Genomic DNA, 22,604 nt, shown 5'->3' on the forward strand with positions numbered 1-22,604 from the left:
TTTACGCTGGAAACCATCAGAAGACGAACCGCACGCCGGCGGTGATGACCCGCCCGGTGCTTTGGTAGTTCTGCGCGACCGGGTCGGCCTGATATTCGGTCGCATAGCTGGCCGCGTTGGTCAGGTTGCGGCCCTCGAGCGTCAGCCGCGCATAGCTGGTCAGCGCATAGGACATCGCCGCATCGACATTGAACTGGCTCGCGCGATAGCCGAAATCGGAGACCACCGGCGAGTTGCACACCGCGCCGTTGTTGGTCGTCAGGCCGACCGCGCACGTTCCCGACGCGAGCGGGAAGCGCGTGACATATTGCGTGCGGTACGCGCCCGAGACGCGCGCCGAGAATTTGGCGTCCTCGTAATAGAGCGTCGCGTTGAACGCGTCGGGCGAGGTGTTGAGGAATGGCCCCTGCGCATAGACGTTGACCGCGGTCCCGGTCTGCGTGCGCGTCGTCGCCAGCTGTGCGCTCGTCAGATAATTGAGCTTCGACGAGATGTGCGTGTAGTTGGCGGTGATGCCGAAATTCTTGAGGAACCCCGGCAGGAAGAAGAATTGCGACTGGACGTTGACCTCGACGCCACGGATCTTGCCGCCCGGCGCGTCATTGTACTGGCGCACCGCAAAGACCCCGCCTTGCTGGGTGTAGGCGAGCAAGGTCGGGCTGGTGATGCTCGCATAGATCGATTCCAGCGTGGCGGCGTCGTAGATCGACTGGAGCGCATATTCGCCGGCGATCTGCTGCGGAAAGGTTTCGAGATTCTTCATGAAGAACCCGACCGAGATCAGCCCGCCGCGACCGAAATAATGTTCGAGCGCGACGTCGTAATTGGTCGCGCGATACGGGTTGAGATAGGGATTGCCGACGGTGATCTGCGGGGCGGTCGTCGCGTTGAGCCCGGTCGGGAAGGACGTCGTCCCGGGCGTCAGCGCGGCGAGCTGGGGTCGCGCGATGACCTTGGCCGAGGCGAGCCGCAGCAGCGTGTTGGGGAGGAACTCCCACGCCGCGTTGAAGGCTGGCAGATAGTCGGTATATTCGTTACGCGCGGTGACGAGCACGCCCGCCACGCCATTGGCGGCGCCGCCGACCGACCCTGTCCCGCGCACGATCGTCTTGGCGATGCGCGTTCCGGCATTGCCGCGGAACGGCTTGCCGAACAGCGTTCCGTCCCAGTCGAATTCGAGATAGCCCGAAAGGTCGTTTTCGGTGACGCGATTGGCCTGGCGCGCATCGGCCTGGGCACGGAAATCGCCGAATTTGTTGATGCAGTTGCAATCGATGCCGAACGCGTTGCTGAACTTGTCGATGTCAGGGGCGTAGAAACTGGTCGGCGTCCCCGCCGGGACCTGGAGGCCACGACCGAAATCATACGAGCGCCCGAGATCCGTGATCGCGAGCTTGGCTTCGGCGAGCGTCGGATTGATCGCCTCGATGTCGCTGTTGCGCCGCCCCTGCAAGCTCGAATAGCTGAAGCGCTTGTAGGTGAGCCCGCCCTGGACCTTGAACAGGTCGTTGACGTCCCAGATCAGGCTACCTCGCGCGACGCGGAAGCTGTTGACGATATCGTCGGTCAGATAGCGGATCGTCGACAGGCCCTTCACCAGCGTCCAGTTCTGCGGATTGGCGACGTCGAAGCCGGGGCTGAACACGGGCATCTTGCCGCTGCCGCGCCCGTCGAAGACGTAATTGTCCTTGTCGATCGCGTTGAACTCGGCGAGCAGCGTCGTGCCCTTATACTCCGACCGCGAATAGCCTGCGGTGCCGACGAAATGCAGCCGCTCGCCGATATCCTGCTTGAGATTGAGCGTCCCCTGCCAGAACTTGGTCGTCCCCGACACGCGCTGCGTCGAGCTGCGCCAGTCGACATCGTCGAGCACGAGATAGTCGGCCTGCCCCGCCGCATTGACGTTGGCGGCGCGAATCTTGGTGTTGGGGCGGCCGATCAGCTCGTTGTAGAAGCCGGTCTGGTTGGCGGTCGCGACATAGCCGGGCGACGCCGGGTTGTTGTAATAATCGAACGGATTGAGATTGTTGGGGTTCTGGCTGTTGAAGTAGCCCGGCAGCACCGTCGCGCTGCCCTGCGTCCCCTGGCAGTCGAGCGCCGCCGACGGGGTGCAGTTCGGATAGAGCGCGACGCGGTCGGCATAGCCGTTGGCGGTGCCGGCGGCGCGCAGGCCGTTGGCGCCAGTCTGCGCCGCGCGCGCATTGGTGCCGTTGCGGTTGAGCCCGATCGTGGTGATCCCCGCGATCGTCGAATCCTGGTCGTACTTCGAGAAGACGCCGTCGAGCGTCACCTCGGTATGCGTCGTGGGTTTCCACTGCAGCGTCGCGGTCGCGCCGAGCCGCTTATAGTGCAGGTCCTGCCGGTTGATCGACGGCAGCGCCGGGATCAGCGTGGTTGGCGTGATCAGCGCATAGGCCGCCGGATCCGAGCCGAATGTCGCGCCAGTCCCCTGGTTCGACGGCCGCGCGAAGCCATAGGTGTTGGGCGTCACGCCGTTGTGCTGCGACGAGCGATACGCATAATCGAACTGCCCGATGCTGCGCTGGTACGAATCGATCTGCTGGCGCTGGTCCTGATAGGCGATCGAGCCGAGGATGCCGAGCGTCGGGGTGATATGCTTCGATACCAAAGCGGTCAGCCGCGGGTTCACCGTCTTGCCGTTTTCGCGATATTCGCCCTCGAGCCCGAGCGCGTAGCGATCCTTCTTGTTGGCGAGCGGTCGGCCCGTGGTGAGATCGATGATCGCGCCGAGCGATCCCTCGTCGTTCGCCGCCGACGTGGTCTTGGTGATCGTCACGCCGCCGAACAGTTCGGACGCGAAGGTGTTGAAATCGAAACCGCGCGTGCGGTTGGCCCCCGAGGGATCGTTGCCGCCGCCGGTGACGCTCAGCGCGTCTGCGCCGTTCAAGCGCGTCTGCTGGAAGTCCCCGCCCAGCCCGCGCACCGTGATCGAGCGCCCTTCGCCATTGTCGCGGTCGATCGAGACACCCGGCAGGCGCTGGATCGATTCGGCGAGGTTGGCGTCGGGAAAATCGGCGATATCCTCGGCCGTGATCGCATCGATGATCTGGTTGGCGCGCCGCTTCTGGTTGACCGCGTTGGACAGGCTCGCGCGAAATCCGGTGACGACGATATCCTGCGCGGTGTCGTCGGCGACCCGGCCGGTATCCGGCGTCGCTGGAGCATTCTGGGCGCTCGCGGGAGCGACAGCGACAAGCCCGCAGAACGCGACGACAGCAAGCGATGCGCCGTGACGCATATCGACCTTCAGCATGACCCTCTCCCCGGTTGACGCCTCTGCGGACGGCCTGGCGGCTCTTATGATTTGCCGATGTCACCGGTGTCAATAAGTCAGCGGCGTTGGATCGACGAATTTTGCACCTGCGAATTGATCCCGCTCAGTAGACTCTTCGAAAGTGTCTGATCTACCTCCCATATTGGTCAGTATCGACCCTTGACGAGTAATGACACCGGTATCAAGATAAGCTGAGAATGCGGGAGATCGAACCATCCGGCATCGAATACGGGAGATGGCAATGAAGGTGCGGATCGGGCTGTCGCTGACGGCCATGCTGGTGTTGACCGGCGGGTGCGGCCAAGATGGCGGCAGTACGCCGACCCCCGCACCGAGCGCGACCGCCGCACCGCTGACGGTCTCGCCAACGACGGGCGACACCGCCGCGTTCAAGGACACGCTGCTACGGCTGACCTTCGATGGCCCGCCAGTGATCACCGGCTCGGGCACGATCCGCGTCTATCGCAGCGACGGAACGCTGGTCGACACGATCGACACTTCGGCGAACATCGTCACCGCCGGCGGCGAAACGCAAAGCGCACTCGGCGCCGCGAATACCGAGATCGACAAGATCGGCAACGGCGTGGCGAGCCTCACGCAATATCGCTACACCTATTATCGGCCCGTCAGCGTCGCGGGCAATGTCGCGACGATCAAGCTCCACGACGGCGTGCTGGCGTATGACACAGCGTATTACGTTCAGGTCGACCAGTCGGTGTTCAACGGCCCGTTCGGCGGCGCAGGCAGCTTCCCGGGGATCGGCGGCGCCACCGCCTGGACCTTCCGCACCAAGTCCGCGCCGACCTCGACCACCAATCTCATCGTCGACGACGATGGACCGGCCGACTTCCGCTCGCTGCAGGGCGCGCTCGATTATGTCATGGCGACGGGCTGCCTGTCGTGCCCGAGCGCCGCCAGCCCGAAGACGATCACGCTCAAGAACGGGACCTATGACGAGCAACTGTTCCTGCGCAACGTGAGCAATCTGACGATCCTCGGGGAGAGCCGCGCCGGGACGATCGTGCGCAACAGCAATTGGGAAGCGTTCAATCCCGGCACCGGCGGCAGCCGCGCGACCCCGAACACCACCTTCAGCAACATCGGCGGCGCCGCCACGCTCGGCACGCGCCTGTCGCTCGGCGGCGGGCGCGCGGTGCTGCTGGTCGAGGGCGGCGATCTGCTCAAGCTGAGCAACTTCACCTTCGCCAACACGCACGTGAAGGATGCCACGCAGAACAGCCAGGCCGAGGTGATCTACTACAATTCGGCGACGCTCAACGGATCGCGCTTCATCGCCACCGACATGAACTTCCTCGGCACGCAGGATACCTTGCAGATGAAAGGCTGGGTGTGGATCTACAACAGCCTGATCACCGGCGATGTCGATTTCCTGTGGGGCTATCCCTTCGCCGAAGTGATCGAGAATTCCGAACTTCGCACTGTCTTCGATCCGACGACGCCGGGGTCGGGCGGCTACCTCTTCCAGTCGCGCGCGGCCAAGGGCTATCCCGGCTTCGTCGTGCTCGGCGGGGCGCTGACCGCGGCGGGCGGCGTGCCCGACGGATCGGCCTATCTCGCGCGCTCGGGCGGCTCGACGCAGGCGCAGGGGTTCTGCACGACGATGCTCGCGCTCGGCGGCGGCTCGGCGGGCAATGCCACCCAATATTGTGACTCGGTCGCCTATATCGGCGTCAAGATGGGCCCACATATCGCGCCCGCGGGCTGGTTCATCAACCCGGTCCCCAATCTGTTGCCGACGGCGCGCGAGGGCTGGCGCGAAAGCGGATCGCTGACGCCGGGCGGCGCGACGCTGCCGCTGTCCGGGCGCGAAACGCGCTATGCCAGCAGTACCGCCGATCTGTCCTCGCTCGACACCCGCGCGAAGGTCTTTGCGCAATGGAACGGCAATGCCGGCTGGAATCCCCAGCCATGAGCGCCGGTATTCCCGGCATGCGCGTTTAAAGTCCCCACCGGGAGCCTCCACCCCGCTTGCCCCGGCCGGCGGGGTGGCTTTGTCCCTACCCAAATCCCGCTTAGGACACCGATATGGAAATCAGCCGTCGCGATGCCTTCGGTCTGGCGCTGGCCGGCACCGCTGCCCTGGCCACCGAACCGGCCGCCGCCGTACCGCCCGGATCGGGAGCGCTCCCCGCCGCGGCCTGGCGCCGCGGGTTCGATAACCAGCGCGTGCCCGATCTGGGCGACGGCCGCTTCCTCAATCCGCTACTGTCCGGCGACCATCCCGACCCCGCGATCCTCAAGGACGGCGCCGACTATTACATGACCTTCTCGAGCTTCGACTCCTACCCGGGGCTGACGCTGTGGCACAGTCGCGATCTGGTGAACTGGCAGCCGCGCAAGGCAGCGCTGACCAAGAACATCGGCTCGGTCTGGGCGGTCAGCCTGGCCAAGCATGACGGGCGCTATTTCCTCTACATACCGGTCAAGGCGACCCCCAACACGATCTTCGTGATCCATGCCGATCACATCGACGGCCCGTGGAGCGACCCGATCGACTTGCATTTGCCCGCCCATATCGACCCCTGCCACGCGGTGGCGGAGGACGGATCGCGCTGGCTGTTCCTTTCGGGCGGGGACCGTATCCGGCTCGCGCCCGACGGCCTCTCGACGCTCGGCGCAGTCGAGCATGTCTATGATCCGTGGCACTATCCCGCGGAATGGGACGTCGAGAGCTTCAGCCCGGAGGGACCGAAGATCGCGCACCACGGCGATTACTGGTATCTCATCACTGCGGTCGGCGGCACTGCGGGCCCGCCGACCGGGCATATGGTGATCGCCGCGCGATCGCGCTCGCTGCATGGACCGTGGGAGCACTGTCCGCACAATCCGATCGTGCGCACTACCAGCACCGATGAACGATGGTGGTCGCGCGGCCATGCCAGCTTGATCGAGGCGCCCGACGGGAGTTGGTGGTCGATCTATCACGGCTACGAGAATGGCTTCTGGACGCTCGGTCGCCAGGCGCTGCTCGATCCGGTCGCGTGGACCGCGGATGGCTGGTTTCGGATGACCGGCGGCGATCTCTCGCGCCCGCTCGCAAAGCCGCGTGGCGGTGCTGCCGTGCCGCACGGCCAGCCGCTCAGCGACGCCTTCACGCGGCTCGACCTCGGCAGCCGCTGGAACTTCTTTCGCCCCGGCCCGCACGAAACTGATCGTCTCCGCATCGAGCAAGGCGCGTTGGTGCTGCGCGCGAGCGGAACCGCGCCGGTCGATTCCTCGCCCCTGTTGCTGACGGCCGGCGACCAGGCCTATACCTTCGAATGCGACGTCGAGATCGCCCCCGGCGCTACGGCCGGACTGGTGCTGTTCTATGACGACAGATTATATGCCGGCCTCGGTTTCGACGAGCGGCGCTTCGTGACGCATCAATACGGGATGGAGCGCGGACGCCCGTCCAACCCGCACGGGCGAAGGATGCGGATCCGCATCACCAACACGCGCCATATCGTCGCCATCCACACCTCGCACGATGCAGGCCGAAGCTGGCAGCGCTTCGATCGGGGCATGGAGGTGTCGGGGTATCATCACAATGTTCGCGGTGGCTTCCTGATGCTGCGGCCGGGTCTCTACGCGGCCGGTCAGGGCGAAGCGCGCTTTCGCGACTTCCGCTTCCGCGCGCTGTGAAGGACGACGGGTCCCTGATCCGATCGCCGGACGACGATATCCGGCCGCACCTCCAATTCCACCTCGACGCGCCCCTTGCCGACGCGAACGACACGAAGTCTGGGTGACCGCACGGCACGCTTCAAGTTTGGTGGCAGCCATCATCGACTGATCCAGCTTTCCAACCTTGGCCGCGAGCGCCGCAGATCGTGTTGAACACGCCCATGCGCCTCCAACCGACCAACCGGTTGTCGATCCGGGGAGTGATACGATCGGCGACGGCGCGCTCCGCCAGCAGCGTGTCTTGGAATGCGTACGATCCCGAAACCGCTTGCAGCTTCCAAATGGTAGCGCTACCTGTCTGCTATAGCGCGGTTACGCGCATCGGGGAGAGGACCAATGGCGTATCGTTTCGTAGCCACCGTGCTGGCGTGTGGAACCGCATCGCTCGCGCTGGCGCAGGATCGGGCGCCTGATGGCCGGCGCTATCTTTCGCAACCGCTCGTCACCTCGATCTACACCGCCGATCCGTCGGCACACGTCTTCAATGGCAAGATCTACGTCTACCCGTCGCACGACGTGCCGACCGAGACCCCCGACGACGATCTCGGTAACCAATATGCGATGCACGATTATCGCGTGCTGAAGATGGACAAGATCGGCGCCCCCGTCACCGTCGGCCCGGTCGCGCTCGACGTCCGCCAAGTCCCCTGGGCTTCGCAGCAGATGTGGGCGCCCGACGCCGCCTACAAGAACGGCACCTATTACCTCTATTTCCCGGCGCGCGACAAAACCAAGGACAAGAACGGCCTCGGCAAGTTCATGGTCGGCGTCGCGACGTCGAAAAGCCCGATGGGCCCGTTCAAGGCCGATCCCAAACCGATCGCGGGCGCCTTCTCGATGGACCCGGCGGTGTTCACCGACAGCGACGGCAAGAGCTATCTGTATTTCGGCGGGATCTGGGGCGGGCAGCTCCAGCGCTGGAAGAACGGTACCTTCGATCCCAACGGCAGCGACACCGATCTCGGGCAAGACACGCAGCCAGCGCTGACGGGCAAGGTCGCGCGGCTCAACCCCGACATGACGAGCCTCGCCGAGACGCCGCACGACGCAGTGATCCTCGACGAAGCCGGCAAGCCCGTGCTCGGCGGCGATCACGACAAGCGCTTCTTCGAGGCGTCGTGGATGTTCAAGCGCGGCGGGCACTATTATTACACCTACTCGACCGGCGACACGCACTTCCTCAACTATGCGACGGGCACCAGCCCCTACGGCCCGTTCACCTATCGCGGGCATATCATGAACCCCGTCCAGGGCTGGACGACGCATCACTCGATCATCGAGACCGGTGGGAAATGGTGGCTGTTCTATGCCGACACGCAGCTCAGCGGGAAGAACCACCTGCGCAACGTCAAGCTGACCGAGCTCACCTTCAACGCTGACGGGACGATCAAGACGATCGATCCGCTCGTCAAATAAGGCAGACGATGTTTCTCGGAGTCGATATCGGCACGTCGGGCGTCAAGGCCGTCGTCCTCGACACGCATGGCGCGGTCGTCGGCCAGGGCGTCGCGGCGCTCACCGTCCAGCGCCCTCACCCCTTGTGGTCCGAACAGGACCCCGAGGATTGGTGGAAGGCGACGACCGCCGCAGTGCTCGCGATCGACCCCGAGGTCCGCCGGTCGGTCCGCGGGATCGGGCTCGCCGGACAGATGCACGGCGCGACCTTGCTCGGCGCGGACGACACGCCGTTGCGGCCCGCGATCTTGTGGAACGATGGGCGTTCGTTCGCGGAATGCGCCGCGCTCGAAGCAACGACGGGCGATTTCCGCACCATCGGCGGCAATATCGTGATGCCGGGCTTCACCGCGCCCAAGCTCGAATGGGTGCGGCGGCATGAGCCCGAGATCTTCGCGCAGGTCGCGACGGTGCTGCTGCCCAAGGATTACGTCCGGCTGCGGATGACCGGCGAGAAGGCGTCCGACATGTCGGATTCGGCGGGCACGCTGTGGCTCGACGTCGCGGGCCGGCGCTGGAGCGAGACTCTACTCGCCGCCTGCGGGTTGACCGAGGCGCAGATGCCGCGGCTGGTCGAGGGCACCGATGTCGCCGGGTTGCTTCGCGCCGACATCGCCGACGCGTGGGGAATGGCGCAGGTTCCGGTCGCAGGCGGTGCGGGCGACAATGCCGGTGGTGCCGCGGGGGTCGGTGTCGTCACCGACGGCAAGGCCTTGCTGTCGCTCGGCACGTCGGGGGTGATCTTTGTCGCCAACGACGCGTTCCGGCCCAACCCGGCGCGCGCGGTCCACGCCTTCTGCCACTGCCTGCCCGATATGTGGCACCAGATGTCGGTCCATCTCAGCGCGGCGTCGTGCATCGACTGGGTCGCGCGGCTCACCGGCGCGAGTGGTGCGGCCGAACTGTTCCAGCGCGCCGAAGCGGCGGGTGCTGCCAATGGTCCCGAGATCTTCCTCCCCTATCTCTCGGGCGAACGCACCCCGCACAACGACGCGCAGGTCCGCGGCGCCTTTGTCGGGCTCGACAACGACACCGACGCCAACCGCCTCGCGCAGGCCGTGCTCGAAGGTGTCGCGTTTGCGCTCGCAGATGGGCTCGACGTGCTGCGCGAAGCCGGAACCGAGGTCGCCGAACTCGCGGTGATCGGCGGCGGCGCGCGCTCGCATTATTGGGGCGAGACGCTCGCCGCCGCCATGGACGTGCCGCTCGTCTATCTCCAGGGCGGCGAAGTCGGCCCCGCGCTCGGTGCCGCGCGGCTCGCGCAGATCGCGGTCGATGGCGGAACGCCCGCCGACGTCTGCGTTGCCCCACCCGTCTCGCATCGCATCGCCCCCGATGCCGCGCTGGTCCGCCGCCTCGCCCCCAAAAAGGCAAGGTTCAAGGCAGCCTATTCGCGCATCTCCCCGCTCACCGAATCCAACTGACACCCAAGGAGCGCCCCGATGGCCACCGATTTCTTCGCCGACATTCCCCAGATCGCCTTCAAGGGCCCCGAGACCGACGACGAGCTCGCCTATCGCTATTACGACAAGGACCGCGTCGTCATGGGCAAGCGGATGGAAGACCATCTGCGCTTGGCCGCGTGCTTCTGGCACACTTTCTGCTGGCCGGGTTCGGACGTGTTCGGTGGCGGCACCTTCAACCGCCCGTGGCATGCCGGCGCGAACGATTCGGCCGCGGCCGCGCAGAAGCGCGAAGTCGCGTTCGATTTCTTTAGCAAGCTCGACATCCCGTTCTACACCTTCCACGACGTCGACGTGATGGCCGATGCCGCCACCATCACCGAGCATCGCCGCAATTTCGCCGAAGCGGTCGATCATCTCGAAAAGCTCCAGGCCTCCTCCGGCCGCAAGCTGCTGTGGGGCACCGCGAACCTGTTCAGCCACCCGCGCTTCGCTGCCGGCGGCGCGACCAACCCAGACCCGCAAGTCTTCGCATTCGGCGCAATGCAGGTCCGCGACGCGCTCGAAGCGACGCATCGCCTCGGCGGCGCGAACTACGTGCTGTGGGGCGGTCGCGAAGGCTATGAGACGCTGCTCAACACCGATCTCCAGCGCGAGCTCGACAATCTCGGCCGCTTCCTCAACTTGGTGGTCGAGCACAAGCACAAGATCGGCTTCACCGGCACGATCCTGATCGAGCCCAAGCCGTTCGAGCCGACCAAGCACCAGTACGATTTCGACAGCGCGACGGTGTACGGCTTCCTCAAGCGCTACGGCCTCGAGAACGAGGTCAAGGTCAACATCGAGGCGAACCACGCGACGCTCGCCAGCCACACCTTCGAGCATGAAATCGCGACCGCGGCGGCGCTCGGCATCTTCGGCTCGATCGACGCCAACCGTGGCGATCCGCAGAATGGCTGGGATACCGACCAGTTCCCCAATTCGGTCGAGGAACTGACGCTCGCCAATCTCGAGATCATCCGCGCAGGCGGCTTCACCACCGGCGGCTTCAACTTCGACGCCAAGGTCCGTCGCCAGTCGATGGATGCGGTCGACCTGTTCCACGGCCATGTCGGCGCGATCGACGTCGTCGCCAAGGGTCTGCTCAATGCAGCAGCGCTGATCGAGGACGGGCGCCTCGATGCGATCAAGACCGAGCGCTATGCCGGCTGGGATGCCGATTTCGGCCAGAAGGTTGGCTCGCTCGATCTGGCGGCGATCGCCGATCTGGCGGTCGAGCAGGGTATCGACCCGCAGCCGCGCTCGGGCCGGCAGGAGCGGATCGAGAACCTCATCAACCGCTTCATCTGATCAAGCGATCGGCCCGTCCGTTTCGCGCGGACGGGCCGATCTTCCGACGAGCCCTTGCGCTGGTCGCCTTGTACCCTGCGCCGGCAGCTTCTAATATGTCGGACTAATTCAAGGAACAGTATCTATGATCGACGGAGCGATTTTGATCGGTGCCGAGCAACGGCAGGCGACGACGCGATTTTCGGGGATCGACCCTTCGACCGGCGCGACCCTCACCCCCGATTTCTCCTCGGCCGGCACCGATGCCGTGGCCGATGCCGCCGCGCTCGCCGAAGCGGCCTTCCCCGAATATGCGGCGACCGATCCCGAAACGCGCGCGACCTTCCTCGAGGCGATCGCCGATGCGATCGTCGCCATCGGTGACGAACTGATCGACCGCGCCGTCCAGGAAAGCGGCCTGCCCCGCCCGCGGATCGAAGGCGAACGCGGCCGTACCGTCGGCCAGCTGCGGCTGTTCGCGACCGTCGTCCGCCAGGGCGACTGGCTCGATGCGACGATCGACCCAGCGCTTCCCGACCGCGCGCCGCTGCCGCGCCCCGATCTGCGCCGCGTCAATGTGGCGGTAGGCCCCGTCGCGGTGTTCGGCGCGTCGAACTTCCCGCTCGCTTTCTCGGTCGCCGGCGGTGACACCGCGTCGGCGCTCGCCGCGGGCTGCCCGGTGATCGTCAAGGGCCATCCGTCGCATCCCGGCACCGGCGAACTCGTCGCGCGCGCGATCGCCAGCGCGGTCGCCAAGTGCGGCCTGCCCGCCGGCACTTTCTCCTATCTGCCTGGTGAGACCAACGATCTCGGCGGCGCGCTCGTCGCCGATCCGCGGATCAAGGCGGTCGGCTTCACCGGCTCGCGCGGCGGTGGCCTGGCGCTCGTCAAGATCGCGGCACAGCGCGCCGAGCCGATCCCGGTCTATGCCGAAATGTCGAGCATCAACCCGGTGATCCTCTTCCCCGCAGCGCTCGCCGCGCGCGGTGCCGCGCTGGCGACCGCGTTCGTCCAGTCGCTGACGATGGGCGCAGGCCAGTTCTGCACCAATCCCGGCCTCGTCCTCGCGATCGACAGCCCCGAGCTCGATGCCTTCGTCAATGCGGCCGGCGTCGCCTTGGGCGGCAGCCAGCCCGCGACGATGCTGTCGCCCGGCATCCATGACAGCTTCGAAAAGGGCGTCGCCGTGCTCGCCGAACACGGGTCGGTCAGGACCGTCGCGCGCGGTTGCGCGAGCACCGGCGCCAATCAGGCGGTCGGCGCGCTGTTCGACACCGATGCCGCCGCCTTCCTCGCCGACAGCGCGCTCGGGCATGAAGTGTTCGGCTCGTCGGCGGTGGTCGTGCGCTGCACCGACCTTGCCGAGCTGACGCGCGTCGTCGCCGGGCTCGAAGGCCAGCTGACCGCGACGCTCCAGATCGATGCCGACGATCACGCCGCCGCGGCCAAGCTCCTCCCCACGCTCGCCGGTCGAGTCGGGCGGATCCTCGCCAATGGCTGGCCGACCGGGGTCGAGGTGAGCCATGCGATGGTGCATGGCGGCCCCTTCCCCGCGACCAGCGACGGGCGGACGACCTCGGTCGGCACGCTCGCCATCTATCGCTTCCTGCGGCCGGTGTGCTTCCAGAACTTGCCGGCGGAGTTGCTCCCGGCAGCGATCGCGCCCGACAATGCGTGGAATGTCGCGCGCCGGATCGAGGGCGTTCGCGAAGCCTCGCCGCGGTAAAACCCTGCGCGCTGCGGCGGGCGATGGCCTGCCGCGGCGATGCCGCAAGCGGCGGATCGGACGCACCGGTCCCGCGCTCTTGACACACGGCTTGACGTCGTGTTGGTAGCGCTATCAGATATAAAAACGTGACGGGAGTTGAGGATGGCGGGCAGCAGCGACCCACAGCGGTCTGCACTGGCGGCGGACTGGCAGAGCGGGACGTTCCTCGGACGGATCGAAAGCGCCGATGGCCCCTCGCCGGTTCTGCTCGTCCGCGGCGAACTGTTCGACATGGCGCGCGTCGCCCCGACCGTCTCGGCGCTCGTCGAAGCGGGGGATTTCAGCGGCACTGGCGGCGTCTCGCTCGGCGTATTCGACCCGTCGGCGGTCACCTTGCTCAGCCCCGTCGACCTGCAATGCGTCAAGGCATGCGGCGTCACCTTCGCAGTCTCGGCGATCGAGCGCGTCATCGAGGAACGCGCGCGCGGCGATTCGAGCGCGGCGGCGGACATCCGCGCGCGGCTCGAGACGCGCGTCGGCGGTTCGATCCGCGCGGTCGTGCCGGGCTCGAGCGAGGCCGCCGACCTCAAGCAAGCGCTGATCGACGACGGGATGTGGTCGCAATATCTCGAGGTCGCGATCGGCCCCGATGCCGAGGTGTTCACCAAGGCACCCGTCCTCTCGACCGTCGGTGGCGATGCCGAGATCGGCATCCGCTCGGATTCGACCTGGAACAACCCCGAACCCGAGATCGCCCTGCTCGTCGACAGCCGCGGCACCGTCGTCGGCGCGACGCTCGGCAACGACGTGAACCTGCGCGATTTCGAGGGCCGCTCGGCGCTGCTGCTCGGCAAGGCGAAGGACAACAATGCGTCGTGCTCGCTTGGGCCGATGGTCCGGCTCTTCGACGCCGGCTTCGGCATCGACGATGTCCGCTCGGCCGAATTGCGGCTGCGGATCGAGGGCGAGGACGGCTATGTCCTGGACGGCGCGAGCAACATGGCCGAGATCAGCCGCGATCCGCTCGACCTGGTTCGCCAGACGCTCAGCGAACATCAATATCCCGACGGCTTCGTGCTGTTCCTCGGCACCCTTTTCGCACCCGTGCAGGACCGCGACGAGCCGGGCCGCGGCTTCACCCACAAGGTCGGCGACAGCGTGACGATCGAAAGCGCGCGGCTCGGCCGTCTCGTCAATCGCGTCGTCACCTCGCGCGATGCCGCGCCCTGGACGATCGGGATCAGCGCGTTTTTCGCAAATCTCGCCGCACGCGGCCTGTTGGGAGCAACCCCGGTGAGCGGTGCCGTCTATCCTAGTCTCGTCGACAAGCGCGTGTTAGTCACCGGCGGCGGCAGCGGGATCGGCGCTGCGCTAGTCGAAGCGTTCGCGGCGCAGCAGGCAAACGTCGCGTTCATCGACATCGACCGGGAAGCCGGCGAAGCGACCGCGGCGAAATTCGCGCCCGGCCGCTTCCACGCTTGCGACCTGCGCGACATCGATGCGCTCACCGCAACGATCGCCAGGATCTCGACCGAGCTCGGCGGGATCGACATCCTCATCAACAATGCCGCGCGCGACGACCGCCACACGATCGAGGAAGTGACGCCCGCTTATTGGGACGAGCGGATGGCGACCAACCTCCGCCACCTGTTCTTCGCCGCCCAGGCCGTGGTCCCCGGCATGAAGGCCGCGGGCGGCGGCGTGATCGTCAATTTCGGATCGATCAGCTGGCATCTCGGGCTCCCCGATCTGGTCCTCTACCAGACCGCCAAGGCCGCGATCGAGGGTCTCACGCGCAGCCTCGCGCGCGATCTCGGCCGCGACAACATTCGCGTCACGACGATCGTCCCCGGCAATATCCAGACCCCGCGGCAGGAACGCTGGTACACCCCCGAGGGCGAGGCCGAGATCGTCGCCGCGCAATGCCTCGATGGCCGCATTCAGCCGTCCGACGTCGCATCGCTCGCGCTGTTCCTCGCTTCGGACGATGCGCGGATGTGCACCGGCCATGACTATTTCGTGGACGCGGGCTGGCGCTGATGGTCGGCGCGGTACGCTCGGTCCAGCCGATCGGCGCGATCCTCGGCGAAGGGCCGGTCTGGCATGACGCGGCCTTGTGGTTCGTCGACATCAAGCGCTCGCGGATCTACCGTTTCGATCCGGCGCGCGATGCTCTGCAGCACTGGGACGCGCCGGGCGAAGTCGGCTGGGTCCTACCGCGCGCGAGCGGCGGGATGATCGCCGGGCTCGACACCGGCCTGCACGCCTTCGACCCCGGCGGCGGGCAGTTTACCCACCTGTTCGATCCCGAGCCGCACCTCCCCGGCAACCGCCTCAACGATGCGACGACCGATGCGGAGGGCCGCATCTGGTTCGGCAGCATGGACAATGCCGAGCAGGACGCGAGCGGCCGGCTCTATCGTGCCGATCCGCACGGCAGCACCGACAGCGGCCTCGCCCCCGTCGTCATCACCAACGGCCCGGCGATCGCGCCCGATGGCGGCACGCTCTACCACACCGATACGCTCGGCCGGCGCGTGTGGCGCGTCGTCCTCAACGACGACGGCACGCTCGCCGCGACCGAACTGTTCTGCGAAATCGCACCCGGCGAAGGCCATCCCGATGGCTCGACGATCGATGCCGAAGGCTGTGTCTGGGTCGCGCTGTTCGGCGGCTGGGGCGTGCGGCGCTACGATCCGGCGGGCACGCTGATCGAGACGGTGGAATTCCCCGTCGCCAACGTCACCAAGATCGCCTTCGGCGGCCCAGATCTGCGCACCGCCTATGCAACAACCGCGCGCAAGGGCCTGACACGACAGGATTTGCAAGCGCAGCCGCTCGCCGGCAATCTCTTCGCGTTCGACGCCGGCGTGTGTGGCCTGCCCGTCTATCCAGCAAAACTATAAACGATTTCAGGAGCGGAAAAACGATATGGCACTCACGCAGCCCGATACCCAAAGGGGCAATCTGGGGTTCATTGCGGCGATCGTGGCGGTGGCCACGATCGGCGGACTGTTGTTCGGCTATGACAGCGGCGCGGTGAACGGGACGCAGCCCGGGCTCAAGGCGGCGTTCGCGCTCGACGATGCCGGGCTGGGCTTCACCGTCGGATCGCTGCTGATCGGCTGCGTCATCGGGGCGTTCTCCGCCGGCACGCTCGCCGATGCGATCGGCCGTCGCAACGTGATGCGCTATGCTGCTTTGCTGTTCCTGCTCGGTGCGCTCGTCCAGGGGATCGCGCACGACCATACGCTGTTCGTCATCGCGCGCATCTGCGGCGGGATCGCGGTCGGCGCGGCCAGCGTGCTGTCGCCCGCGTATATCTCGGAGGTCGCGCCGCCCAACATCCGTGGCCGCATGACGACCGTCCAGCAGATCATGATCATCACCGGTCTGACGGCGGCGTTCTTCGCCAATTATTACCTCGCGGCAGCCGCGTCCAACCCCGTCAACCCCAACGACGTCGCCTCGCTCAACCCGCTCTGGTTCGGCATCGCCGCGTGGCGCTGGATGTACCTGCTGCAGGCGGTGCCCGCGGTGGTCTTCTTCATCGCTCTGTTCTTCATCCCCGAAAGCCCGCGCTTCCTCGTCTCGAAGCAGCGCGATGAAGAAGCGCTGAACGTGCTGACGAGCTTGTTCGGCACCCGCCAGGGCGCACTGACGCTCGGCGAGATTCAAGCAAGCTTCTCGAAGGACCATCGCCCGCGCCTCTCCGACGTGCTGACGCCGCCGGGCGGCCGCGGCTTCCTCGGGCTTCGCTCGGTCGTCTGGGCGGGTCTGCTGCTCGCGGTGTTCCAGCAGTTCGTCGGCATCAACGTGATCTTCTATTACGGCGCGACGCTGTGGCAGGCGGCGGGCTTCTCCGAGTCCGAGGCGCTGATGACCAACATCATCTCGGGGACGATCTCGATCGTCGCGTGCTTCATCACGATCGGTCTGGTCGACAAGATCGGCCGCAAGCCGTTGCTGCTGATCGGGTCGGCGGGCATGGCGGTCACGCTGTTCGCGATGGTCTATGCCTTCTCGACCGGCACGCTCGTCGCCGAAAAGCTCACGCTGCCGGGCCATATGGGGCAACTCGCGGTCGGCGCGGCGCTCGCTTATTCGTTCGCGTTCAACATCAGCTGGGGCCCGGTGATGTGGGTGATGCTCGGCGAGATGTTCCCGAACCAGATCCGGGGTTCGGCGCTCGCGGTCTGCGGTTTTGCGCAATGGTTCGCCAATTATCTCGTCGCACAGTCGTTCCCGATCATGCTCGGGAGCATCGGCCTGGCGAAGAGCTATTCGTTCTACGCGGTGTGCGCGGTGATCAGCTTCTTCCTAGTGCAGAAGTTCATCCACGAGACCAAGGGCAAGTCGCTCGAGGCGATGGAGGGGTAAGGCGCGCGCCACCTTGGTGGCGCGTGCAGCTCCGATCTTCGAGCAGATCGCTTTTGACGGGACCGCGATGATGCCATCGCGGTCTCGTTTTCATTTGCGGATGCGCTCGCAGTCCTTTGGATGCCTGCCAATAGGGAGGTGACGTCCGATCGGGTGGTACCGATGCTGAGAAACCGTATTCGGTGGAAAGCTGCCGTTCGCCATGCCATAACGATTTGGCGATCGCGAAGTTCAGAAACCCGAAATGCGGATCAGTAAATAAGCGCCTGCAAGGAGCGCCACGGAGATCGCGGGACATCCCCACCGCGGCACCTTAATCCGGCGGCCTTCGTCTTCTCCCCAGATAATCTCCTGCGCGGAATGGCCAGCGGTGCCATCAAGGAGCGCGTCGGGGGAGATCTGGCCAAACGCGATATGCTCCTCTGCGCAGCGGGAATGGGCGTAGACACTCTGCGCCGCTTCCCGTTCCCACAGGTTGCTCGCGATCAGATGCAGAGCCGCGTAGTCATCTTTGGTTATGTCCTTGCCGCAGAAACAGCAAACATAGCCATTCATCACACCAACTTCTCCGTCACCGGCTTGTGCTTCACAATCTCGCGAAGCTTCTTGCTGAAGCGTTGCTTGCCGTCAGCGATCGTGATGCGGGTATCAGGCATGAGACGGGTAAGCCACGACGCGGGAACGACTGCAAGTGGTCGGTTTTCGTCTTTATCGTCATCCCCGCACAGGCGGGCATCCATTGCGCCGACGAGCTTCCGTTTTGCGGCAGCTCAGCGGCAATGTTTTCCCGCCTGCACCGGAAACGATTGAGCCTGCGAGCGGCAATGCGGGCTCCTAGCAGTGCCGAAGCCCACGGCAGCCCACGCGAACAAACCGCGCCCGCCCGCCAGCAGACCCGGCGCTGTCCTACATCCCAGCTTTCATGATATACCCGTCAGGCTCTTTGAAATCGTCGAACCCGCGCCCGCGCATTAGCGCAAAAACGGAAACTATCGGCTTTGTAAACATCACGTCTTGGGGTCAATCGAGTCAACCAACCCCGCGCGGCACTCAAGCCGCCTCCTGCGCCGCCACCTCGGCACTCACCCGGCACCCCCACACCGCGTAGAACAGCACATACAGCTCGCACACCGCCGTCAGCAGGAACGAGGTCTGCAGCCCGTACATATCCGCCAGCTTGCCCTGCACGATCACCAGCGCACCGCCCGCGATCGCCATGATCAGCAGCCCCGATCCCTCCTCGGTCAGCGGCCCGAGCCCGCGAATGCCGAGCGTGAAGATCGTCGGGAACATAATCGAGTGGAACAGCCCGACCGAGATCAGCGCCCACATCGCGACATGCCCCGTGGTGAAGGTTGCGATCAGCATCACGACGCACGCGCCGATGCTGGCGGCGGCTAGCACGTACTCGGCGGGGATGCGCTGCATCAGATAGCTGCCGACGAAGCGGCCGACCATCATCCCGCCCCACAGCAGGAAGAGATAATGCGAGGCCTGCTCGTGCGTCGTGTTGCCGATCTCGGGTTGGCTGATGAAGTTGATGAAGAGGTTGCCGACGCCGATCTCGGCGATCAAATAGATGAAGATCGCCGGGATGCCGAAGATCAGGTTGCGGTGCGACCAGAGCGAATGGTTGGCGCGCTCGGCCTTGGCGTTGCGCTTGGTGGCAGCGCCCATCGCCGGCAGTGGCGACCGCGCGATGACGACCGCGAGCACGACCAGCACGACCGCGACGATCAGATACGGCAATTGCACCGATTGCGCGTCGGCGAGCCGCTGCGCCGGGGTCAGCGCTGCGGCCCCCGCCGCCGCCGTGCCCGAGGTCGAGCGACCGAGGATCAGATACCCGCCGAACAGCGGCGCGAGCGTCGCGCCGAGCGAGTTGAACGCCTGCACCAGATTGAGCCGCGACGACGCGGTCTCGGGCTTGCCGACGACCGCGACATACGGGTTGGCGGCGACCTGCAGCAACGTGATGCCGCTCGCGATGACGAACAAAGCGAACAGCGTCACCCCGTACGACGGGATCCGCGCCGCGACGATCATCCCGAGCGCACCCGCCGCCATGATGACGAGGCCGACCACCAATGAGCGCTGATAGCCGATCCGCTCGATCAGCTTGGCCGAGGGGATCGACGCGACGAAATAGGCGATGAACCACACGCTTTCGATCAGCGTCGTCTGGGTATAGCTCAGGTCGAACACGCTGCGCAGGTGCGGCAGCAGCGTGTTGTTGATGACGGTGATGAAGCCCCACATGAAGAACAGGCTCGCCAGCAGCGTCAGTGCCGAACGATAGCGCCCATTGTCGGGCGAATCGCCCGATGCGACGGGGGCAGGCGCGGCAATCACGGGTGCGGCCATTCGTAGATCCTCCATGTGGCGAACCCCGCGCGCGGCGGATTGCCTTCTCGGTATTTGTCCGAGTATAAGTCTCGCTCTATCTCGTCAACAGATAGCCTCGGCGACCGGAGTGTGTGGCGCGGGAATGTGGAAACCCGTCCGCGCCTAGGGAGGTCGCCGCGCTGCTGCTGACTCAGTCCGGACGATCCTGCATGACCGACACGCCTACCGCTCCCGCCACGCCGCTCGCTCGCCTGCGCTCGCGCGCCTGGTTCGACAATCCCGACAATATCGACATGACCGCGCTCTATCTCGAGCGCTATCTGAACTTCGGGCTCAGCATCGAGGAACTCCAGTCGGGCAAGCCGATCATCGGCATCGCGCAGACCGGCAGCGACCTGTCGCCGTGCAACCGCCATCATCTCGTGCTGGCAGACCGCGTGCGCGAGGGCATCCGCGAGATGGGCGGCATCGCGATCGAATTCCCGGTCCATCCGATCCAGGAAACCGGCAAGCGCCCGACCGCCGGGCTCGACCGGAACCTCGCCTATCTTGGCCTCGTCGAGACGCTCTACGGCTATCCGCTCGACGGCGTCGTGCTGACGATCGGCTGCGACAAGACGACGCCCGCCTGCCTGATGGCGGCGGCAACCGTGAACATCCCGGCGATCGCGCTGTCGGTCGGACCGATGCTCAACGGCTGGCACAAGGGCGAGCGCACCGGCTCGGGCACGATCGTGTGGAAGGCGCGCGAAATGCTCGCCAAGGGCGAGATCGACAATGCCGGCTTCATCAAGCTCGTCGCCTCGTCCGCCCCGTCGACCGGCTATTGCAACACCATGGGTACGGCGACGACAATGAACTCACTCGCCGAGGCGCTCGGCATGATGCTGCCGGGCTCGGCCGCGATCCCCGCGCCGTATCGCGACCGCCAGGAGGTCGCCTATCTCACCGGCAAGCGGATCGTCGACATGGTCCGCGAGGACCTCAAGCCGTCCGACATCATGACGCGCGACGCGTTCCTCAACGCAATCGTCGTCAATTCGGCGATCGGCGGATCGACCAACGCGCCGATCCATCTGGCGGCGATCGCGCGCCATGTCGGCGCCGAGCTCGAGCTCGACGACTGGCAGACCCACGGCCACAAGGTCCCGCTGCTCGTCAATCTGCAGCCGGCCGGCGAATATCTCGGCGAGGATTATTATCGCGCGGGCGGCGTGCCCGCCGTCGTCGCAGAACTCATGCGCCACGACCTGATCCAGGAAGGCGCGCTGACCGTCAACGGGCGGACGATCGGCGACAATTGCCGGGATGCGACGATCGAGGACGACCGCGTGATCCGCACCTTCGAGACGCGGCTCGTCGAGGAAGCCGGCTTCGTCGTGCTCAAGGGCAATCTGTTCGACGCCGCGATCATGAAGACGAGCGTGATCAGCGCCGAGTTCCGCGAGCAATATCTCTCCAACCCCGAGGATCCCGAGGCGTTCGAAGGGCCGGCGATCGTGTTCGACGGTCCTGAGGATTATCACCACCAGATCGACGATCCCGCGCTCGGCATCACGCGCGAGACGCTGATGTTCATGCGTGGTGCCGGCCCGATCGGCTATCCTGGGGCGGCCGAGGTCGTTAACATGCGACCGCCCGCGTATCTGATCCGCGAAGGCGTTCACGCGCTACCGTGCATCGGCGATGGTCGACAGTCGGGCACGTCGGCCTCGCCGTCGATCCTCAACGCCTCGCCCGAAGCGGCGGCGCATGGCGGACTGGCACTGCTCAAGACGGGCGACCGCGTGCGGATCGATCTCGGTCGCGGCACCGCCGATGTGCTGATCTCGGACGAAGAGCTTGCCGAGCGCCGCGCCGCGCTGGTCGCAGCGGGCGGGTATCAGTATCCGGCCTCGCAGACGCCATGGCAGGAAATGCAGCGCGCCGTCGTCGGCCAGCTCAACACCGGCGCGATCCTCGAGGGTGCCGAAAAGTATCAGCGCATCGCACAGACACGAGGGTTGCCGCGCGACAGCCACTGAGCCGACACAAAAGAGGGGACGGCGGTTGCCGCCGCCGTCGCTTCGCTACGTATCGTCGCTCACTCCTCGAACACCTCGACTTGCCGCCGCTCGCCGCGCAGATAGGCATCGGCCACGTGCCGCAACGGCGCGACATCGACGTCGCTCTCGCCCGCCGCGATCAGCGCCGCAAAGCGATCGTACAACCCGCGATATTCGGCCTCAGGCGCGAGCCTCTGCTCGACTCCGTCGATCCGCAATTCGCTGCCACCCTTCGACAGCACAAGCGTGCCGGCATCGGTCTCGACCTTAATGTCCCACGTCTGCGGGCCCGTCTGGCGCCAGTCGAACTCCGCACGGATCGGCGTTCCCGCCGCATCGGTGAAGTGCAGATCGGCTGCGATCGGCGAAGCGCGATTGGCTGGAATCTCCAGCACGCCGTGCGTCAGGAAGAAGCCCGGCAGGATCGCGGTCGCGATCGACAGCGCGTTGATCCCGGGATCGAACACCCCCATCCCGCCGGCTTCCCAGATCCACGCCTGGCCGGGATGCCAATGGCGCACGTCTTCCTTCCACTCGATATGGACCGAGCGCAGCGTCTTGCCCGCCAGCCATGCCCGGGCAGCTTCGACCCCCGCTGCGTAGCGCGAATGCCAGCTCGCAAACAGCGTCACCCCCTTATCGCGTGCCAGTGCGTGCAACAGGTCGACTTCGCTCAGCGTCGCGCCGGGTGGCTTTTCGAGAAACACGTGCTTGCCGGCAGCGATCGCCAGACGCGCCGCCTCGAAGCGGACTTGCGGTGGCTGGCACAGCGAGACCGCGTCGATCTCCTCGGCGGCGAGCATCTCTTCGATCGTGGTGTGCGTCACCCCGTGCTCGATCCGCCCGTGCCGGCTGGCGGCGGTGACGAGATCGAAATCGGGCGAGGCGTCGAGGACGGGAATATGCTGGTCGCGCGCGATCTTGCCGACGCCGACGATGCCGATGTGGATCACCAT

15 protein-coding genes and 1 pseudogene are annotated in these 22,604 nt (G+C 65.9%); 11 read left to right on the forward strand and 5 right to left on the reverse strand.

Annotated elements, in window-relative coordinates; all coding sequences use genetic code 11:
* Positions 1-16: 16 nt before the first annotated feature.
* The gene (locus E2E30_RS06245; protein WP_133188235.1) at positions 17-3,274 is read right to left on the reverse strand and encodes a TonB-dependent receptor; all 3,258 of its coding nucleotides are present in this window, start codon (positions 3,272-3,274) and stop codon (positions 17-19) included.
* Positions 3,275-3,536: 262 nt separating this feature from the next.
* Here E2E30_RS06245 and E2E30_RS06250 point away from each other — a divergent pair, with 262 nt between their 5' ends.
* From E2E30_RS06250 to E2E30_RS06290, 10 genes and pseudogenes are all read left to right on the forward strand, one after another.
* A complete protein-coding gene (locus E2E30_RS06250; RefSeq protein WP_206365651.1) occupies positions 3,537-5,228 on the forward strand; it encodes a hypothetical protein in 1,692 nt (563 codons plus the stop codon).
* Between the two features lie 113 nt (positions 5,229-5,341).
* On the forward strand, positions 5,342-6,940 hold the full coding sequence (locus E2E30_RS06255; RefSeq protein WP_133188237.1) for a family 43 glycosylhydrolase: 1,599 nt from the start codon (positions 5,342-5,344) through the stop codon (positions 6,938-6,940).
* Positions 6,941-7,318: 378 nt separating this feature from the next.
* Positions 7,319-8,398: a glycoside hydrolase family 43 protein gene (locus E2E30_RS06260; protein WP_133188239.1), complete on the forward strand. Its 1,080-nt coding sequence runs from the start codon at positions 7,319-7,321 to the stop codon at positions 8,396-8,398.
* Positions 8,399-8,406: 8 nt separating this feature from the next.
* Positions 8,407-9,861 carry a xylulokinase gene (gene xylB, locus E2E30_RS06265; protein ID WP_133188240.1) on the forward strand — a complete coding sequence of 485 codons (1,455 nt, stop codon included), beginning with the start codon at positions 8,407-8,409 and terminating at the stop codon, positions 9,859-9,861.
* Between the two features lie 18 nt (positions 9,862-9,879).
* Entirely contained in the window at positions 9,880-11,190 is a 1,311-nt protein-coding gene (gene xylA, locus E2E30_RS06270) for a xylose isomerase (RefSeq protein ID WP_133188242.1), read from the forward strand.
* A gap of 124 nt (positions 11,191-11,314) precedes the next feature.
* Complete coding sequence (locus tag E2E30_RS06275) at positions 11,315-12,895, forward strand: aldehyde dehydrogenase (NADP(+)) (protein WP_133188244.1); 1,581 nt, start codon at positions 11,315-11,317, stop codon at positions 12,893-12,895.
* Positions 12,896-13,039: 144 nt separating this feature from the next.
* Positions 13,040-14,158, forward strand: a pseudogene (locus E2E30_RS20900) (fumarylacetoacetate hydrolase family protein); the annotation flags it as partial.
* A gap of 12 nt (positions 14,159-14,170) precedes the next feature.
* Positions 14,171-14,917 carry an SDR family NAD(P)-dependent oxidoreductase gene (locus E2E30_RS20905; RefSeq protein WP_206365693.1) on the forward strand — a complete coding sequence of 249 codons (747 nt, stop codon included), beginning with the start codon at positions 14,171-14,173 and terminating at the stop codon, positions 14,915-14,917.
* The gene (locus E2E30_RS06285; protein WP_133188246.1) at positions 14,917-15,783 is read left to right on the forward strand and encodes an SMP-30/gluconolactonase/LRE family protein; all 867 of its coding nucleotides are present in this window, start codon (positions 14,917-14,919) and stop codon (positions 15,781-15,783) included. The genes E2E30_RS20905 and E2E30_RS06285 overlap by 1 nt, the downstream gene beginning before the upstream one ends.
* A 25-nt stretch (positions 15,784-15,808) precedes the next feature.
* Positions 15,809-17,257: a sugar porter family MFS transporter gene (locus tag E2E30_RS06290; protein ID WP_133188248.1), complete on the forward strand. Its 1,449-nt coding sequence runs from the start codon at positions 15,809-15,811 to the stop codon at positions 17,255-17,257.
* Positions 17,258-17,488: 231 nt separating this feature from the next.
* On the opposite strand, the gene E2E30_RS06295 is transcribed toward E2E30_RS06290, so the two are convergent.
* The 3 genes from E2E30_RS06295 to E2E30_RS06305 all read right to left on the reverse strand — a co-directional run bounded on the left by E2E30_RS06295 (position 17,489) and on the right by E2E30_RS06305 (position 19,621).
* Complete coding sequence (locus E2E30_RS06295) at positions 17,489-17,815, reverse strand: hypothetical protein (protein WP_133188250.1); 327 nt, start codon at positions 17,813-17,815, stop codon at positions 17,489-17,491.
* Complete coding sequence (locus tag E2E30_RS06300; RefSeq protein ID WP_133188252.1) at positions 17,812-17,997, reverse strand: hypothetical protein; 186 nt, start codon at positions 17,995-17,997, stop codon at positions 17,812-17,814. The genes E2E30_RS06295 and E2E30_RS06300 overlap by 4 nt, the downstream gene beginning before the upstream one ends.
* Positions 17,998-18,307: 310 nt before the next feature.
* On the reverse strand, positions 18,308-19,621 hold the full coding sequence (locus E2E30_RS06305; protein WP_133188254.1) for a sugar MFS transporter: 1,314 nt from the start codon (positions 19,619-19,621) through the stop codon (positions 18,308-18,310).
* Between the two features lie 191 nt (positions 19,622-19,812).
* Between E2E30_RS06305 and E2E30_RS06310 the strand changes: the two genes are divergently transcribed.
* Positions 19,813-21,627: an IlvD/Edd family dehydratase gene (locus tag E2E30_RS06310; protein WP_133188256.1), complete on the forward strand. Its 1,815-nt coding sequence runs from the start codon at positions 19,813-19,815 to the stop codon at positions 21,625-21,627.
* A 59-nt stretch (positions 21,628-21,686) separates the two neighbouring features.
* Here the strand turns inward: E2E30_RS06310 and E2E30_RS06315 are convergent, their stop codons facing one another.
* Positions 21,687-22,604: a Gfo/Idh/MocA family protein gene (locus tag E2E30_RS06315; RefSeq protein ID WP_133188258.1), complete on the reverse strand. Its 918-nt coding sequence runs from the start codon at positions 22,602-22,604 to the stop codon at positions 21,687-21,689.

The sequence above is a fragment of the Sphingomonas sp. AAP5 genome, assembly GCF_004354345.1.
GTDB classification, from domain to species: Bacteria; Pseudomonadota; Alphaproteobacteria; order Sphingomonadales; family Sphingomonadaceae; genus Sphingomonas; species Sphingomonas glacialis.

Excerpts from the sequence above, each read along its gene's own strand:
- E2E30_RS06305 (WP_133188254.1), bottom strand. The coding sequence starts at position 19,621 with ATGGCCGCACCCGTGATTGCCGCGCCTGCCCCCGTCGCATCGGGCGAT.
- xylA (WP_133188242.1), top strand. The coding sequence starts at position 9,880 with ATGGCCACCGATTTCTTCGCCGACATTCCCCAGATCGCCTTCAAGGGC.
- E2E30_RS06285 (WP_133188246.1), top strand. The coding sequence starts at position 14,917 with ATGGTCGGCGCGGTACGCTCGGTCCAGCCGATCGGCGCGATCCTCGGC.
- E2E30_RS06255 (WP_133188237.1), top strand. The coding sequence starts at position 5,342 with ATGGAAATCAGCCGTCGCGATGCCTTCGGTCTGGCGCTGGCCGGCACC.
- E2E30_RS06245 (WP_133188235.1), bottom strand. The coding sequence starts at position 3,274 with ATGCTGAAGGTCGATATGCGTCACGGCGCATCGCTTGCTGTCGTCGCG.
- E2E30_RS06300 (WP_133188252.1), bottom strand. The coding sequence starts at position 17,997 with ATGGATGCCCGCCTGTGCGGGGATGACGATAAAGACGAAAACCGACCA.
- E2E30_RS06310 (WP_133188256.1), top strand. The coding sequence starts at position 19,813 with ATGACCGACACGCCTACCGCTCCCGCCACGCCGCTCGCTCGCCTGCGC.
- E2E30_RS06260 (WP_133188239.1), top strand. The coding sequence starts at position 7,319 with ATGGCGTATCGTTTCGTAGCCACCGTGCTGGCGTGTGGAACCGCATCG.
- E2E30_RS06275 (WP_133188244.1), top strand. The coding sequence starts at position 11,315 with ATGATCGACGGAGCGATTTTGATCGGTGCCGAGCAACGGCAGGCGACG.
- E2E30_RS06250 (WP_206365651.1), top strand. The coding sequence starts at position 3,537 with ATGAAGGTGCGGATCGGGCTGTCGCTGACGGCCATGCTGGTGTTGACC.
- E2E30_RS06290 (WP_133188248.1), top strand. The coding sequence starts at position 15,809 with ATGGCACTCACGCAGCCCGATACCCAAAGGGGCAATCTGGGGTTCATT.
- xylB (WP_133188240.1), top strand. The coding sequence starts at position 8,407 with ATGTTTCTCGGAGTCGATATCGGCACGTCGGGCGTCAAGGCCGTCGTC.
- E2E30_RS06315 (WP_133188258.1), bottom strand. The coding sequence starts at position 22,604 with ATGGTGATCCACATCGGCATCGTCGGCGTCGGCAAGATCGCGCGCGAC.